The organism is Brevibacterium aurantiacum (assembly GCF_900169065.1).
In the GTDB taxonomy this organism is placed as follows: Bacteria; Actinomycetota; Actinomycetes; order Actinomycetales; family Brevibacteriaceae; genus Brevibacterium; species Brevibacterium aurantiacum.
Genome location: NZ_FXZB01000003.1, coordinates 160,160 through 174,225 on the forward strand (window position 1 = coordinate 160,160; position 14,066 = coordinate 174,225).

Genomic DNA, 14,066 nt, shown 5'->3' on the forward strand with positions numbered 1-14,066 from the left:
AGTGAGAGTCGGAAACCTCTGACTCGCCGAGGTGGCGCCTGAGTTTCCCGGTTGAAGATGCCGTGGTCGCAGATCTGCGACCACGGCATCTCTTCGTTTGGGGTCGGAGGTTAGAATCATCTGGTGCCTGAATCTCAATCACCGCTGCCGCCCGAACCCGCAGACGCATCATCAGCTGCACCGACGCCTGATGTTGCGGGAGGCGGAGCCGGCCTCAAAGTCGGAATGAAGCCGCGCCACCTTGTCATGATGAGCCTCGGATCAGCGATCGGAGCTGGCCTCTTCGTCGGCTCCGGTGCCGGCGTCCAGGCCGCAGGACCCGCCGTTCTCATCTCCTATGTGGTTGCCGGGCTCATCGTCGTCTTCGTCATGCGAGCACTCGGGGAGCTCGTGGCTGCCGACCCGAATCCCGGCGCCTTCTCCCACTACGCCGGCCGAGCGATGGGTCCTGCCGCCGCATTCGCCGTCGGCGCCCTGTGGTGGGTCCAGCTCTGCCTCGTCGTCGCCGCCGAGGCCACTGCCGCTGCACAGATCGCGGCCAGCTACGTGCCGTCGGTCCCACAATGGGTCATCGCTCTGGCCATCATGGTCATCTTCACCGCGATCAACCTCACCACCTCGGGCAGCTTCGGTGAGTTCGAGTTCTGGTTCTCCCTCATCAAGGTCGCCTTCGTGACCCTGTTCCTCGTCCTCGGCGCCGCATTCCTGTTCGGCTGGACCCCGGCAAAACCGCCCGAGACCATCTTCGCCGATGGATTCATGCCCACAGGTCTCCCCGGTGTTGCGGCCGGTCTCCTCGTCGTCGCGTTCGCTTTCGGCGGGATCGAGATCGTGGCGGTCGCCGCCGCCGAGACCGCGAACCCGAGTCGCAGCGTGACACAGGCGATCAAGACCATTGTGTGGCGAATCCTGTTCCTCTACATCGGCTCCGTGGCGATCATCGTGCTCGTGCTCGACTGGAAGGACGAACGGCTGGCCGAGTCACCCTTCGTCGCGGTCCTCGACACCGCTGGTCTCCCCGTCATCGCCTCTCTCCTGGCCGCGGTCATCGTCATCGCACTGCTGTCATCGATGAACGCGAACATCTATGGTGCTTCCCGAATGGCGTTCTCCATGTCCGAGCGGAAGATGCTTCCGCCAGGACTGAGCCGCACGACCAGACGCGGCGTCCCGATGATCGCGGTGCTGGCCACCTCGGCGTTCGGATTCGTGGCAGTGGCCCTGAACTACTTCTGGGCCGCCAAAGTGCTCGGTGTGCTGCTCAACATCGTCGGGTCCACGCTCATCGTCACCTGGGTCGTGACACTGATCTCCCAGATCATCATCCGCCGCCGTACCGAGGCCGCCGGCGAAGAACTGCCGCTGAAGATGTGGCTCTTCCCCTGGCTGTCCTATGCGACGCTGGCGGGCATCGCCATGATCATCATCCTCGGTCTGACCGTGGAGTCCGTGCGCATCCAGATCATCGGCACCCTGGTCTTCACCGCAGCGCTCTACGGCATCGGCTACCTGGTCACGCGCAAGCGCAGAGCCTGAGCCAGTTCGCCCAGAGCGGGAGCCAGTTCAGCCAGAGCGGGAGCTGCGTTTCGCTTGGGGTTTCGCTGCGAGTCCCGTCGTGCCGCACGTCGAGCCATCTGTCCGGCCCACCCGTTGAGCATGTCGAGGGTCTGCCCCTCATGGCGGGCGAAATGTCGGCCCGCATACTCGCCGACGTCGATGGGTACGAACAGCTCCAGTGCGTCGAGGACGAGCCCGGCTCCTCGTGCCGACATCGGTATCCGCACACCGGTGACGGCATGTACGGCCTCGGCGGATGCCTGAGTGGGCCTCCGCAGGTGCGTTCTCAGCGCGGTCCAACTGCCCTCGCGCACACTCAGTTCCGCGACGTAGGGAATGAATACTGCCGGTGGAGCGGAGAGCAGAGCGGCCGGAACAGCCACGATGAGGCCTCCACCGAGTTCACGCCGTAGGCGCCGCACGGCGTCCCGACAGCCGCTGGCCATGAACACGGGCATCGCGGGCGGCTGCCAGTAGCGGACGTTGCGGCCAGTTGTCCTCTCCGACAGGAGTGCTGGCGAGAAGACGAGGATCTCGGACTCCGGGAACATCGATACTGCGATATCTCGGTCCCCGTCGACCTGGCTGGTGATCGCAATGATGCTCGGACGAGCCCCGGAGATAGAGGCTGCAACCGGCTCGTCGAGGTCCCCTGGCCGTGTGGTCAGCACGACAAGATCCCACGAGCTTGAACTCACGGTGGCCCAATCGACAACGGGCACCCGTCGCACAGTCTCTCGCCCAGTCGAGCCCACTCGTCGTGGGTATGCCGCGTCGCGCGGGCGCGCGGTGTCTCGCGTTGGTGCTGAACTTTGCGGGCGCACAGTGTCTTGCAGGCGCACAGTGTCTGGCGAGTTCAGAGCCTCAGAACCCGGGTTCGCCGAACGTGAGACCACAACCGTCTCGTGGCGTCTGCCGAACAGTGCTGCGGCTGCGGCGCCGATCGCCCCGGCACCCTGGAACACGACCTTCATGCCGTGCTCACCGCTGAGTCGGTGCCGATGCTGGTTCCGCGGCCGGTGCCGGCTCGGATGCCGCAGCCTCGCCGCTTGCAGCTGGGTAGACGAGAGCGTTCGCGATCGCCGCGACTCCTTCGCCCCTGCCGGTCAGTCCGAGCGCATCGGTCGTTGTTCCTGACACTGACACCTCGGCGCCGGCTGCCGCAGATAGTGCTCGTTGAGCGTCGTCGCGCCTGGTGCCGATCTTCGGGCGGTTGCCGATGACTTGGACTGAGATATTGCCGATCTCGAAGCCCGCCGCGCGGACCTGGCGTGCAGCCTCGGCGAGGAGGGTGGCCCCGGAAGCGCCGGCGAATTCGGGTCGATCGACACCGAAATGCAGTCCCAGATCACCGATCCCCGCAGCGGAGAACAGAGCATCACAGCACGCATGAGCGGCGACATCGGAATCGGAGTGCCCCTCGAGCCCGCGTTCTCCGGGCCAATGCAGCCCCGCGACCCAGAGTTCACGCGCGGGATCCTCGGAGTAGGCGTGCACGTCCACACCGATACCGGTACGCGGAATCACCACTGTCATCGTCGCTCTCCTTGTTCGCTCTCTGCCTTGTCCGATGCCTCGCTCGCCGCGCTCATCGTGTCGTCTCGACCTGCCACCTCGGCACTCCGCTTGGTTTCCTCAGCGTCTCGCATCGTCGCGATGTGCTCACCAAGTACAAGATCGAGCGGATATGTGATCTTCAAGGCCTCTTCGTCTCCGTCAACAGCAACGACATCGACGCCGAGGCGCTCGACGAGTCCCGCGTCATCGGTCGCGGCGACAGCCCCGGGCCCCGAGGAGGCGAGATCCTCTTCGTATTTGTCATGTGCACGGCGCAGGGTGCTTGCAGTGAAACCCTGCGGCGTTTGGACCCGGCGCAAGCGCGAACGATCAAGATCGCCGTGGAGGACCTCAACAGTCGGTAACTCCTGGTCGCTCTCGGCACTGGATTCGACCACAAGTTGCCGACCGTTTGCCTCTGGCCGCGGTTCAGGCGCCGAGGGTCCGTCGTTCACGGCGGTACCGCGATCCGACTTCACCGCGGGTCGAGTCTCGGCGCGGCGAACGGTGTCGGTCATCGGCAGGACCGGGACGACCGCCTCGGCGCCGGCACGGACTGCTGCGACCACGCGTCGGAAGACCTCAGGCGGGGTCAACGCGCGGGCTGCATCGTGGACGAGAACGACGTCTGCGGCACCAGCGGATTTCAAGGCTAATTGCACAGATTCGATTCGATCATTTCCACCTGCTACAACTGTGATTGAAATGTCGGAATGATCAGTTCCGGAATCCGTCAGCGTCGATTCTGCAATTGAATCGATTTCACTGCGAGCACGCATTAAAAACTCCTCGGGAGCAGCGACCACAATTGCGGAAGCAACTCCCGAGGAGATGATCGTCTCAAGACTGCGAGCCAGAAGGCTCTTCCCGTTCAGCCGAACGAGGGCCTTCGGGTCTGCACTGCCCAAGCGCGATCCCGACCCTGCGGCCGGAACGATGACGCAGGTACTCAGGACGCGAGCACTTCGTCCAGAATGGCCTCGGCCTCGGATTCCTCTTTCTTCTCGGCCAATGCGAGTTCGGAAACGAGGATCTGCCGAGCCTTGGACAACATGCGCTTCTCACCAGTCGACAGGCCGCGGTCCTGCTCGCGACGCCACAGGTCACGAACGACTTCGGCAACCTTGATCACGTCACCGGACTGCAGCTTCTCAAGATTCGCCTTGTAGCGACGAGACCAGTTGGTGGGCTCCTCAACGAATTCGGCGCGGAGGACGTTGAAGACCTTCTCGACACCTTCTTCACCGACGACATCTCGCACGCCGACGAGATCGCAGTTTTCCGCGGGAACCTCGATGACTAGATCACCATGGGCGACCTGGAGCTTGAGGTACAGTTTCTCCTCACCTTTGATGGTTCGTTTTTTGATATCTTGGATTGTCGCTGCACCGTGATGTGGATAGACAACTGTGTCGCCGACCTCGAAACTCATATTCTCTTCAAACCCCTTTCGCGGACCTCCAGTTTACCATGAGGCGCGCCACAGAAATCGTTCAGGGTAGGGAATCTTCATGCTAGGCTCCGCTGCGCGTCGTCACGTCCAGCACCCCATCACGGGCAATGCTGAGAACTCAGGGCTGAAACTATTTCACCTGGGCTGGGCACTGTCATCCTCCAGGTCCGCACTCCCCCACTCGATCTCACCCGCTCGATCTCCGTTGTCTCCCGCTCGATCTCGCTCGGAGGCATTCCGGGTTCTACGGCCGGTCAAAAACCGGGTAGTATACAGATTGATCTTGTATTGCCACTTCAAGGAGCAAAATGAAACGGCACAACCGCGCGGCACTCGCAGTTGCCGCACTCGCTCTCATCATTCCCGTCAGCGGATGTGCAAGCATGCTGTCACCTCACCAGACTGCCGAGTATCACTACAACGCCGGTGACGGTGCGTGGGGTTCGGTCGGAGACGTCGAGGTGCGCGGAATGATGCTCATCATGGACGAGTCCGGCGAGGGCCCGGCCCAGCTGTTCTACACGCTCATCAACAAGGGCGATTCGACTGCTTCGGTGTCCCTGGAAGTCGGCGAGAAGACGCAGAAGGAGTCGGTCAAGGCCGGCGAGACCTACGTTCAGGACCCAGAGAGCTCGGCGGCGACGTCAACGAAGCCGGTCATTGTGGACGGCCTCAAGGCCAAGCCCGGCGATCTGGCCGATGTCACCGTCAAGGTCGGCGACGATGAGAAGACGATCCGGACCCAGGTCCTGTCGAACTCCTTGCCGCAGTACGAAGAGTACGTTCCCAGCGAAAAGCCCTCGGAATCACCCAGCGAGGATGCGTCCCAGCCCAGTGGCGATGCATCTCAGTCCGGTGAACAGGGCGAGTCTGCAGTTGGAGTCAACGGCTGAGCACAGCCGCACGAGAGCTGAGTACAAGAAAAGGAGCCGCCCATGTGGGCGGCTCCTTTCTTGTCTGTCGGGTGGAGTCTGCGGGTGATCAGGCTTCGAACTTGTAGCCGAGCCCACGCACCGTGGTGAGCAGGCGCGGTTCCGAAGGGTTCTGCTCGACCTTGGCGCGCAGGCGCTTGACGTGAACATCGAGGGTCTTCGTGTCCCCCACGTAGTCCTCTCCCCAGATCCGATCGATGAGCTGACCACGCGTCATCACTCGACCCGAGTTGCGGATGAGGATCTCGAGGAGTTCGAACTCCTTGAGCGGCATCGAGAGCTCTTCGCCGCGAACGCTCACGACGTGGCGTTCGACGTCGATGCGGACTCCCCCGGCCTCGAGCACCGACTCGTCGTCGAAGCCCTCCGACTCGACATTGCGTCGCAGCACCGCACGGACCCTGGCCAGCAGTTCACGTGAGGAGTACGGCTTGGTCACGTAGTCGTCGGCGCCGAGCTCGAGTCCCACCACCTTGTCGATCTCCGAGTCTTTGGCGGTGAGCATGATGATCGGCACACTGGACTTCACGCGCAGTTCTCGGCACACCTCGGTGCCGGAGACTCCCGGCAGCATGAGGTCGAGCAGGACGAGGTCGGCACCGTTGCGGTCGAACTCTGCAAGAGCCTTCAAACCGTCATCGGCAACAGTCACCTCATAACCTTCTTTACCGAGCAGGTACGAGAGTGGGTCCGAGAACGAATCTTCGTCCTCGACAAGCAGAATTCGAGTCACGTCTTGAGCTTCCTTTGTTCGCTTCCGGTTTTCAGAACCTGGGTTGTCTCATTCTCCACTGTGCTGACACCCTTGTCACCGTCAACGTCATTGTCACCGTCTTTTTCAGCGTCTTCGTCAACGTCTCTGTTGCCGTGAGCGTCGTGTTCGGTGACGTCATCGGCTCCAGCAGCGCTGCCAGCTCCGGCTTCCGCCTGTGCCGAGTGTTCGAGGAGGACCCCATCCGGCGCCGAGGAGGATGCTTCGTCGTCGGTGACCGTCCCTGCCAGCGGCAGCACGATCGTAAACGTCGAGCCCTTGCCGAGTCGGCTCCAGACCTTCACCTCGCCGCCGTGAGTGGCGATGATGTGCTTGACGATGCTCAGCCCCAAACCGGTGCCGCCGGTGATGCGCGAACGTGCCGGATCGACGCGGTAGAACCGTTCGAAGACTCGCTCCGTGTCCTGGGTGGAGAGCCCGATGCCCTGGTCGGTCACGGAGATCTCAACGCGTTCGTCGACGAGTTCGACCCCGACTCCGATGCGGGTCCCGTCGGGTGAGTAGTTGATGGCATTGTCGATGAGGTTGCGCACCGCATTGACGAGAAGTTCGTAGTTGCCTTCGATGAGCATCCGGCCAGGAGGCGAGACCTCGATGTGGATGTTCTTGCCTTCGGCGCGCGTGCGGGCACGGTCAGCGGCATCATCGACCACCTCGGCGGCGGAGATCTTCTCCGTCGCAGACGGGGCCGTGTGGTCCTGCACCCGGGAGAGGTCGATGATCTCCTGCACCAGCTGGGTCAGGCGCTTCGACTCGCGCTGCATGCGTCCGCCGAAGCGTTCGACAGCCTGCGGGTCATCGGAGAAGTCGGTGACCGCCTCGGCCAGGAGCGCCATAGCACCGATGGGGGTCTTGAGCTCGTGGGAGACGTTGGCGACGAAGTCACGGCGAACGGCATCGACGCGCTTGGACTCGGTCTGGTCGTCGCAGAGGACGAGTACGAAGTTCGTGCCCAAGGGGGCCACTCGAGCGTGGAGGAAGCGCAGGACCGAGTCCGTCTGCTCACGTTTCTGTTCGAGTTCGATCTCTTCGATGAGGCCACGGGAGCGCACACGTTCAACCATCCGCAGCATCTCAGGGGAGGCGAGGGAATGCCCTCTGACCAGACCGAAAGTATAGGCGGCCGGGGAGGCTTTGACGACGTCGTCTCCGGCGTCGAGGACGATCGCGGCCGAGGGAAGCACGGCCAGAACCTCGGCGATGCCCTCCGGCAGGTCATCCTCTGAATGCAGATCGGCAGCATCACGGGAGCGTTCGCTGAAACGAAACGCCAGAATTCCCGCTATGCCAAGTCCCAGACCGACGATGCCGGTCAGGACCGCTACGATCAAGAGGTCCACGTCATCAAGCTTATGCGCAGTCTGCTTCACGGGTGCACCGAATCGGCCCCAGAGCGCCGCTTTTGCCGTGGAATTCACCTACACGCCAGACAACGTTCACCCAATCGTGTCAAGCTGGCACAGTGTGCCTGTCCTGACCGGACAGCTGTCCGCCCCGGGACACCATGAGGCACGTCAGCCTCACCAGAGATCCACGAGATTAAGGAACCGTTGTCAATGCGCGAAGTCTTCAGAAATGAGCTGGACGACCTGGCCACGCAGCTGGTCGACATGTCCATCAAGGTACACGAGGCGATGCGCCTGGCGAACCAGGCCCTGCGCAGCAACGACCTGGAGCTGGCCGAAAAGGTCATCGAAGCCGACGCCGTCATCGACCACATGCAGTACGCCCTCGACCAGCAGGCCGCTGAGATGCTGGCCCTGCAGGCACCCGTCGCCGCTGACCTGCGCGCGGTCATCGGCTCCCTGCGGATGTCCGCCTCCCTCGAGCGCATGGGCGACCTGGCTCGCCACATCGCCCAGCAGGTGCGCATCCGCTACCCCGAGTCCGCGATCCCCGATCACTTCTCCGACACGTTCACCCGGATGGGCGAATCAGGAGAGAAGATCGCCGAGGCGACCGAGAACCTGCTGTCGAACCCCGGCCTGACAGCCGTGCCCACGATCAACGCGATCGACGAAGAGCTCGACGAACTGCACCTGAGCATCTTCGCCAAGCTCGCCGAGGCACCTGCCGGTTCGCTGGCGCCTCGTCACATCGCCGACGTGACCCTGCTCTCGCGCTACTACGAGCGCTTCGGTGACCACGCGGTGTCCGTGTCCCAGAAGGTCGAATACCTGCTCACCGGCAACTGGGAACCGTACCTGTCGAAGAAGTGACATACGCCTGAAACAGGTGTGAGACATCTGAACCTGATGTGAGACTCTGCATCAGGTGTGAGACCTCGAATCAGCCCGAGGCCGACGAATGTTCGGCCTCGGGCTTTTCGCTGGCGATGACCTTCCGTGATCGCTGCTTCGATCCCGTGATGCTGCGCGCAATGGTCTTGAGCACTCCGGTCGTGACCGCGACGCCGAGGAGCAGGAGCACACCCCCGATGAGCTCGGGCACTGTGGGACGGTCGCCGAGGACGAGCCAGGCAGAGAGCACACCGACCAGCGGGACGAGCAGCGAGAACGGTGCGACCTGCGATGCCGGGAAGCGGGCGAGCAGCGAGTTCCAGATGACATAGCCGATGAGAGATGCGCACCCGGCGGTGTAGACGATCGAGGCCACGACACCCCAGGTCGGGTGCGCCAGGGCATGGGCCACCTCGGCGGGGCCATCGACGAGAAGCGAGAGCACGAACAGCGGAACCGGCACGACAAGTGCCGACCACACGGTCATCTGCACGCCGTTGGTCCCTTCCTTCACACCGCGGGCGATGACATTGCCGATCGCCCACGACAGGGAGGCGCCGAGGGCGACGAGGAAGGCTGCGATCGGGACCGAGGCCTGCAGGCTCAGCCCGATGACGCCCAGCCCTGAGAGGCCGATGAGGATGCCGATGATCTGACGCCGATTCGGGAACTCGCGCAGTGCGAGCGCGGCGACGAGGACGGTGAATGCCGCCTGGATCTGGATGACGATCGAGGTCAGACCGGCCGGGAGACCGAGGAACATCGATGTGTAGAGCAGACCGAACTGGCCCGCGGACATGAACACCCCGATGAGCAGGATGCGGCGGAAGTCCCCGTGTGGGAACTTCACGAAGAAGATCGCCGGGAACACCACGAGGGTGAAGCGAGCGGCGACGAGGAGCAGCGGCGGCCAGTCCCGCAGCCCGAAGTCGATGAAGATGAAGTTGACGCCCCAGAGGACGACGACGAGCAGGGCGAGCATGTAGTGGACGGGACGCATGCTTCAAGGATCCCAGCCACTGCATCAAATTTCCATTGAATATAAATGCGCGGTTTCGTTAAAATAATTTGATGATCGACACTCTCGCTCTGCGCACGCTCGTTGCTCTCGACTCGGCCGGATCCGTCACGGCGACTGCCGACGCGCTCGGCTACACCTCGGCGGCCATCAGCCATCAGCTGCAGAAGCTCTCGCGCTACCTCGGCGCACCGGTGACCGAGCGCACCGGACGTGGGATCGCACTGACCCCGATGGGTCGTGAGCTCAGCCGTCGCGGTGCCGAGCTGCTCCAGGATCTCGAAAGCCTCGAGACCGACGCCAGGGCACGGTCGGGCGAACCACGAGGTCGAATCACGGTAGGCGGATTCTCGACCGGCATCCGCGGGGTGCTGGTGCCGTCCCTGCCGCTGCTCAAGGACACCGCGCCGGAGCTGACGATCACCAACATCGAGGAAGAGCCCGATGAGCTCATCGACATGGTCACGGCCGGTCGGATCGACGCCTCACTCATCTTCGACTGGCGGGAGGCGCCTCCCCAGCTACCCTCGACGCTCAAATCCGAGCTCATCACGGTCGACCGGGCCGACATCGTCATGCACCGCGACCACCACCTGGCCGCGCGTGGTCGGGTGAGTCGCCAGGACCTCCTCGGCGAGGTCTTCGTCTCGGCACCGCGCAACGGCGTGTGCCACCGCTGGCTCACCGCACTCTTCGACCCGCTCAACACCGAACCGCGGATCGAGTACTGGGCGATGGAGTACGACACCCAGATCGAGTTCGTCCGGGCCGTCGGGGCGCTTGCGCTGGTGCCGCGGCTGGGTCGACCGCATCTGCCCGACGACGTCACCGTCGTCGAGCTCGATGATCCGAGCATCGCCCGTTGGATCTACCTCGTCTGGCGAGCCTCGATGAGCGCCTCCCCGGCGATCGCCCTCCTCCTTGAGCAGATGAGGGCGGTCGCCGAGGTGGCGGCCGGCGAAGTGACGGCCAGTGAAGTTGCGGACGCGAGCCCGAGTAAGTGACAGCCTGAGCCTCAGCGGCCCTGGTTGGCGACCTGACCGATCGCGGCCTCGGCGGCAGCGGGATCGAGGTAGGTGCCGCCGGGCTTGACCGGGGTGAAGTCCTCAGTCAGCTCGTAGTGCAGCGGGATTCCGGTGGGAATGTTGAGGCCGGTGATATCGGCATCGGAGATCCCGTCGAGGTGCTTGACGAGGGCACGCAGCGAATTGCCGTGGGCGACGACGAGCACAGTGCGTCCGACGGTGAGTTCGGGGACGAGCCGGTCGTACCAGTAGGGCAGGAGCCGGTCGATGACATCGGCCAGGCATTCCGTACGAGGCAGGGAATCGCCGAGGTTGGCGTAGCGGGGATCTCCGGCCTGTGAGAATTCGGAAGCATCACCAAGAGCCGGCGGCGGGGTGTCGAAGGAGCGGCGCCAGGTCATGAACTGCTCCTCGCCGAACTCCTCGCGGATCTCCTTCTTGTTCTTGCCCTGCAGCGCACCGTAGTGGCGTTCGTTGAGTCGCCAGCTGCGATGGACGTCGAGCCAGGAGAGGTCGGCGGCCTCGAGCGCCAGGTTCGAGGTGAGGATGGCCCGCTTGAGACGGGAGGTGTACACGACGTCAGGGATGAGCTCGGCCTCGCGCAGGAGCTCTCCGGCGCGCTGGCCCTCTGCGCGGCCCTTGTCGGTCAGGGTCACATCGACCCAACCGGTGAACAGATTCTTCTGGTTCCATTCGCTCTCGCCGTGGCGCAGCAGGATGAGGTTATGCGTCATGGCACCATTTTTGCACGACCGCACACGCGAGCACAGACGCGCCCACGGAATGAGCCTGCGGACGGGTCCTTGGGTGAGCCTGCGGGTGAGTCCTGGGTAGGCCCGCATGAGCCCTCGAGACGCTTCTCACTATTCGGCACACCGTCTTGCATCCCGAAATGCACGGCTAGCCTGAGCTCATGTCCGACTCATCCACGCCGCCAGCGGGGTCACCGCAGACCCCGAACCCTCACTCACACTCCGGGCAGACATCGCCGTCTCCCGCCCAGCAGCCGAAAGCTGATCGCAGTTCGATCATCGCCGTCACAGCGCTGCCGGTCCTCGTCGTCATCGCGGGAGTCCTCGGATTCCTCACCCCCGACACGTTCACGCCGCTGGCACCCACAATCACGTGGAGCCTCGGCGTCGTCATGTTCTTCATGGGGCTGACCCTGACCTTGCCGGACTTCGCCCGCATCGCCAAGAAACCGTGGATCGCCGCCCTCGGCGTCGTCACGCAGTTCATCGCCATGCCGCTGCTCGGCCTCCTCGTCGTCACCCTGTTCAACCTTCCGGCCGAGATCGCCGTCGGCGTCATCCTCGTCGGCTGTGCACCCGGCGGCACTGCCTCGAATGTGGTGACCTATCTGGCCAAGGGCGACACCGCGCTGTCCGTGTCGATCACGACGCTCTCAACCCTGCTCGCTCCGGTACTGACTCCCCTGCTGACCCTATGGCTGGCTGGCTCCTATATGGATGTGCCGTTCTGGTCGATGTTCGTCTCGATCTGCCAGACGGTTCTCGTGCCCGTCATCGTCGGTGTCCTGGTGCGGGTCGTGGCCTCGAAGCTCGTCGATGCGATCTCACCCGTGCTGCCGTGGCTGGCATCGGTCGCCATCGCCTACATCGTTGCCATCGTCGTCGCCGGATCCGCCGATTCCATCGCCTCGGCCGGACTCCTCGTCCTCCTGGCCGTCATCACCCACAACGTACTGGGCCTGGGCATCGGCTACGGTGTCGCGGCCGCCTGCCGCCTCGATACACCAACCAGACGCGCGCTCTCCTTCGAGGTCGGCCTGCAGAACTCCGGTCTCGCCTCGACCCTGGCCACCACGTACTTCTCCCCCTTGGCCGCACTCCCCGGAGCCGTGTTCAGCGTCTGGCACAACGTCTCCGGCGCACTCCTGGCCTCGCTGTTCGCACGTCGGCCCTACTCCAAACCGCCGCGTGAGCAGCTCGCTCAGGACGCTCGCGCACAAGAGTCAGTGCGATGACCGAGTCTGCGACTCCGGCGGGCTTCTCCGCTTTCGTCGAGGAGACGATCTCCCTCGCGGACAGGAAGTTCCTGGTTCGGCGCGCGACCGAAACAGACGTGCCACAGTTGGTGTCTCTGCTTCGCGATGACGCTCTCGGAGCCGGTCGCGAGGGGTCGGGGTCCAATGAGGCTGCCGGCTACCAGCACGCCTTCGGTCTCATCGACTCCGACCCCAATCAGCTTCTGGTCGCAGTCGACGAGGTCACCGACAGTTCCGAGGTCACCGACAGCGCCGACAGTGCCGCGGAACCTCGCGCGGACGGACAGTCACAGCCTTCGCGAACGGCGTCGACTGCTCTCGTGGGCACTCTGCAGCTGACCTTGATCCCGAGCCTGTCACGGCGAGGTTCGACACGGCTGCAGATCGAAGCAGTGAGGATCGGCCCGGCTGCGCAGGGGCTTGGTCTGGGCACTGCCGTCTTCGACTGGGCCCATGACTGCGGACGTCGATTCGGGGCCTCGCTGGCTCAGCTGACGACCGACAAATCGCGTGCGGATGCGCAGCGGTTCTATGCTCGTCTCGGCTACGAAGCCAGTCACGAAGGACTCAAACTGGATCTGAGCTGAGGCTCACATCCACTTCACGCCGTCGACCTCGGCCTCGTGGATGCGGTGAGCGATCATCTGCGACAACAGGTCGGTGGGGATCTCACGATCGTAATAGAGCTTGATCGACCCTTTTCCGGTGTCGAAGTCGCCGAGCTGATCGGCGAAGGCCTCTTTGGTGCTGGGGGTGAACACGAAGTTCGCGTGTTTGGCATAGCCGGCGAATGCGAAGAGGATCGTGTCCAGCGAATAGGCAGGGTTCCCCCATTTGATGCCCTCCTCCGCGGTGGGCGCAGCACTGCGGCTGAGGTCACGGAGGCGGGCCAGAAAGCCTCTCTTGTACTCATCGTCGCACCCGGCGATGTAGTCGTCGACGTTCATGTCTGCTCCAGGAATTCATTGTCGTCCCCGCTGAGGACGTCTGCGAAGGCAGCGAGATTGCGCGTCGACTCCCCGCGACTGATCCGCCATGCCCATTCCTTCTTCATTCCGGTGCGGAAGCCGATGAGCAGGAGCTCGTTGAATGAGGAGTCGGCGGTCGCCAGGATCGCTCCGAGCAGCGAGTCGAGCTCCCCCAGCAGTCGGTCCCGGGGGACACTGGCTCCCAGGTAGACGTCGCCGAGAGCATCGATGCCGAAGGACACGGGCCCCGGCTTCAGGTTCTTCATCAGCAGCCACCGGTTGAACTCCTCGGAGTTCTCGTCCGGATGACGAATGACGAACGCCTGCAGCTGCACCGTTCGCGCTGCGATCGTGATCGACACGGTCGTCTTCAGCTTCTTCTCCCCGGGCAGGACCACGGCGATCTGTGAGTCTTCAACGGCGTCGACCTCGACCTCGTTCTCGTGGGCCCATTGCCTCACCCCGGCCAAGATCGTCTCGGTGTCGTTCGTCGATTCAGTGTCGCTCGTCATCTCGTGTCCTTCCGTCTGCGACTC

Annotated in this window: 16 protein-coding genes; 6 read left to right on the forward strand and 10 right to left on the reverse strand. The window is 63.6% G+C overall.

Annotated elements, in window-relative coordinates; genetic code table 11:
* Positions 1 to 225: 225 nt before the first annotated feature.
* On the forward strand, positions 226 to 1,536 hold the full coding sequence (locus BAUR9175_RS03430) for an amino acid permease (RefSeq protein WP_101582978.1): 1,311 nt from the start codon (positions 226 to 228) through the stop codon (positions 1,534 to 1,536).
* On the opposite strand, the gene BAUR9175_RS03435 is transcribed toward BAUR9175_RS03430, so the two are convergent.
* The 4 genes from BAUR9175_RS03435 to BAUR9175_RS03450 are packed head-to-tail and all read right to left on the reverse strand — an operon-like array spanning position 1,506 to position 4,546.
* Positions 1,506 to 2,531: a hypothetical protein gene (locus BAUR9175_RS03435; RefSeq protein ID WP_101582980.1), complete on the reverse strand. Its 1,026-nt coding sequence runs from the start codon at positions 2,529 to 2,531 to the stop codon at positions 1,506 to 1,508. The genes BAUR9175_RS03430 and BAUR9175_RS03435 overlap by 31 nt on opposite strands.
* 7 nt (positions 2,532 to 2,538) lie before the next feature.
* Positions 2,539 to 3,093 (reverse strand): 2-C-methyl-D-erythritol 2,4-cyclodiphosphate synthase, encoded by a 555-nt coding sequence (gene ispF, locus BAUR9175_RS03440; RefSeq protein WP_069600877.1) that lies wholly within the window; start codon positions 3,091 to 3,093, stop codon positions 2,539 to 2,541.
* Entirely contained in the window at positions 3,090 to 4,127 is a 1,038-nt protein-coding gene (locus tag BAUR9175_RS03445) for an IspD/TarI family cytidylyltransferase (protein ID WP_307722854.1), read from the reverse strand. The genes ispF and BAUR9175_RS03445 overlap by 4 nt, the downstream gene beginning before the upstream one ends.
* Positions 4,064 to 4,546 carry a CarD family transcriptional regulator gene (locus BAUR9175_RS03450; protein ID WP_009883639.1) on the reverse strand — a complete coding sequence of 161 codons (483 nt, stop codon included), beginning with the start codon at positions 4,544 to 4,546 and terminating at the stop codon, positions 4,064 to 4,066. The genes BAUR9175_RS03445 and BAUR9175_RS03450 overlap by 64 nt, the downstream gene beginning before the upstream one ends.
* A gap of 329 nt (positions 4,547 to 4,875) precedes the next feature.
* On the opposite strand from BAUR9175_RS03450, the gene BAUR9175_RS03455 reads away from it, so the two are divergent.
* Positions 4,876 to 5,460, forward strand: a complete 585-nt coding sequence (locus BAUR9175_RS03455) for a hypothetical protein (RefSeq protein WP_069600878.1) — start codon at positions 4,876 to 4,878, stop codon at positions 5,458 to 5,460.
* 88 nt (positions 5,461 to 5,548) lie between these two features.
* Here BAUR9175_RS03455 and BAUR9175_RS03460 read toward each other — a convergent pair whose 3' ends face one another.
* The gene (locus BAUR9175_RS03460; protein WP_009883641.1) at positions 5,549 to 6,232 is read right to left on the reverse strand and encodes a response regulator; all 684 of its coding nucleotides are present in this window, start codon (positions 6,230 to 6,232) and stop codon (positions 5,549 to 5,551) included.
* Positions 6,229 to 7,611, reverse strand: coding sequence for a sensor histidine kinase (locus BAUR9175_RS03465; protein ID WP_236850509.1), 1,383 nt, complete (start codon positions 7,609 to 7,611; stop codon positions 6,229 to 6,231). Before BAUR9175_RS03465 ends, BAUR9175_RS03460 begins: the two co-directional genes overlap by 4 nt.
* A 216-nt stretch (positions 7,612 to 7,827) precedes the next feature.
* Here BAUR9175_RS03465 and phoU point away from each other — a divergent pair, with 216 nt between their 5' ends.
* Positions 7,828 to 8,490, forward strand: a complete 663-nt coding sequence (gene phoU, locus BAUR9175_RS03470; protein ID WP_009883643.1) for a phosphate signaling complex protein PhoU — start codon at positions 7,828 to 7,830, stop codon at positions 8,488 to 8,490.
* A 70-nt stretch (positions 8,491 to 8,560) separates the two neighbouring features.
* Here phoU and BAUR9175_RS03475 read toward each other — a convergent pair whose 3' ends face one another.
* Positions 8,561 to 9,511: an EamA family transporter gene (locus tag BAUR9175_RS03475; protein ID WP_096168192.1), complete on the reverse strand. Its 951-nt coding sequence runs from the start codon at positions 9,509 to 9,511 to the stop codon at positions 8,561 to 8,563.
* A 71-nt stretch (positions 9,512 to 9,582) separates the two neighbouring features.
* On the opposite strand from BAUR9175_RS03475, the gene BAUR9175_RS03480 reads away from it, so the two are divergent.
* The gene (locus BAUR9175_RS03480; RefSeq protein ID WP_096168194.1) at positions 9,583 to 10,533 is read left to right on the forward strand and encodes a LysR family transcriptional regulator; all 951 of its coding nucleotides are present in this window, start codon (positions 9,583 to 9,585) and stop codon (positions 10,531 to 10,533) included.
* Between the two features lie 11 nt (positions 10,534 to 10,544).
* On the opposite strand, the gene BAUR9175_RS03485 is transcribed toward BAUR9175_RS03480, so the two are convergent.
* On the reverse strand, positions 10,545 to 11,288 hold the full coding sequence (locus tag BAUR9175_RS03485; RefSeq protein ID WP_069600881.1) for a phosphoglyceromutase: 744 nt from the start codon (positions 11,286 to 11,288) through the stop codon (positions 10,545 to 10,547).
* A 179-nt stretch (positions 11,289 to 11,467) separates the two neighbouring features.
* On the opposite strand from BAUR9175_RS03485, the gene BAUR9175_RS03490 reads away from it, so the two are divergent.
* Positions 11,468 to 12,541: a bile acid:sodium symporter family protein gene (locus BAUR9175_RS03490; RefSeq protein WP_009883647.1), complete on the forward strand. Its 1,074-nt coding sequence runs from the start codon at positions 11,468 to 11,470 to the stop codon at positions 12,539 to 12,541.
* Positions 12,538 to 13,149: a GNAT family N-acetyltransferase gene (locus tag BAUR9175_RS03495; RefSeq protein WP_009883648.1), complete on the forward strand. Its 612-nt coding sequence runs from the start codon at positions 12,538 to 12,540 to the stop codon at positions 13,147 to 13,149. The genes BAUR9175_RS03490 and BAUR9175_RS03495 overlap by 4 nt, the downstream gene beginning before the upstream one ends.
* A gap of 3 nt (positions 13,150 to 13,152) precedes the next feature.
* Here BAUR9175_RS03495 and BAUR9175_RS03500 read toward each other — a convergent pair whose 3' ends face one another.
* Positions 13,153 to 13,509: an iron chaperone gene (locus tag BAUR9175_RS03500; protein WP_009883649.1), complete on the reverse strand. Its 357-nt coding sequence runs from the start codon at positions 13,507 to 13,509 to the stop codon at positions 13,153 to 13,155.
* On the reverse strand, positions 13,506 to 14,042 hold the full coding sequence (locus BAUR9175_RS03505) for a YbjN domain-containing protein (protein WP_009883650.1): 537 nt from the start codon (positions 14,040 to 14,042) through the stop codon (positions 13,506 to 13,508). Before BAUR9175_RS03505 ends, BAUR9175_RS03500 begins: the two co-directional genes overlap by 4 nt.
* Positions 14,043 to 14,066: the final 24 nt, after the last annotated feature.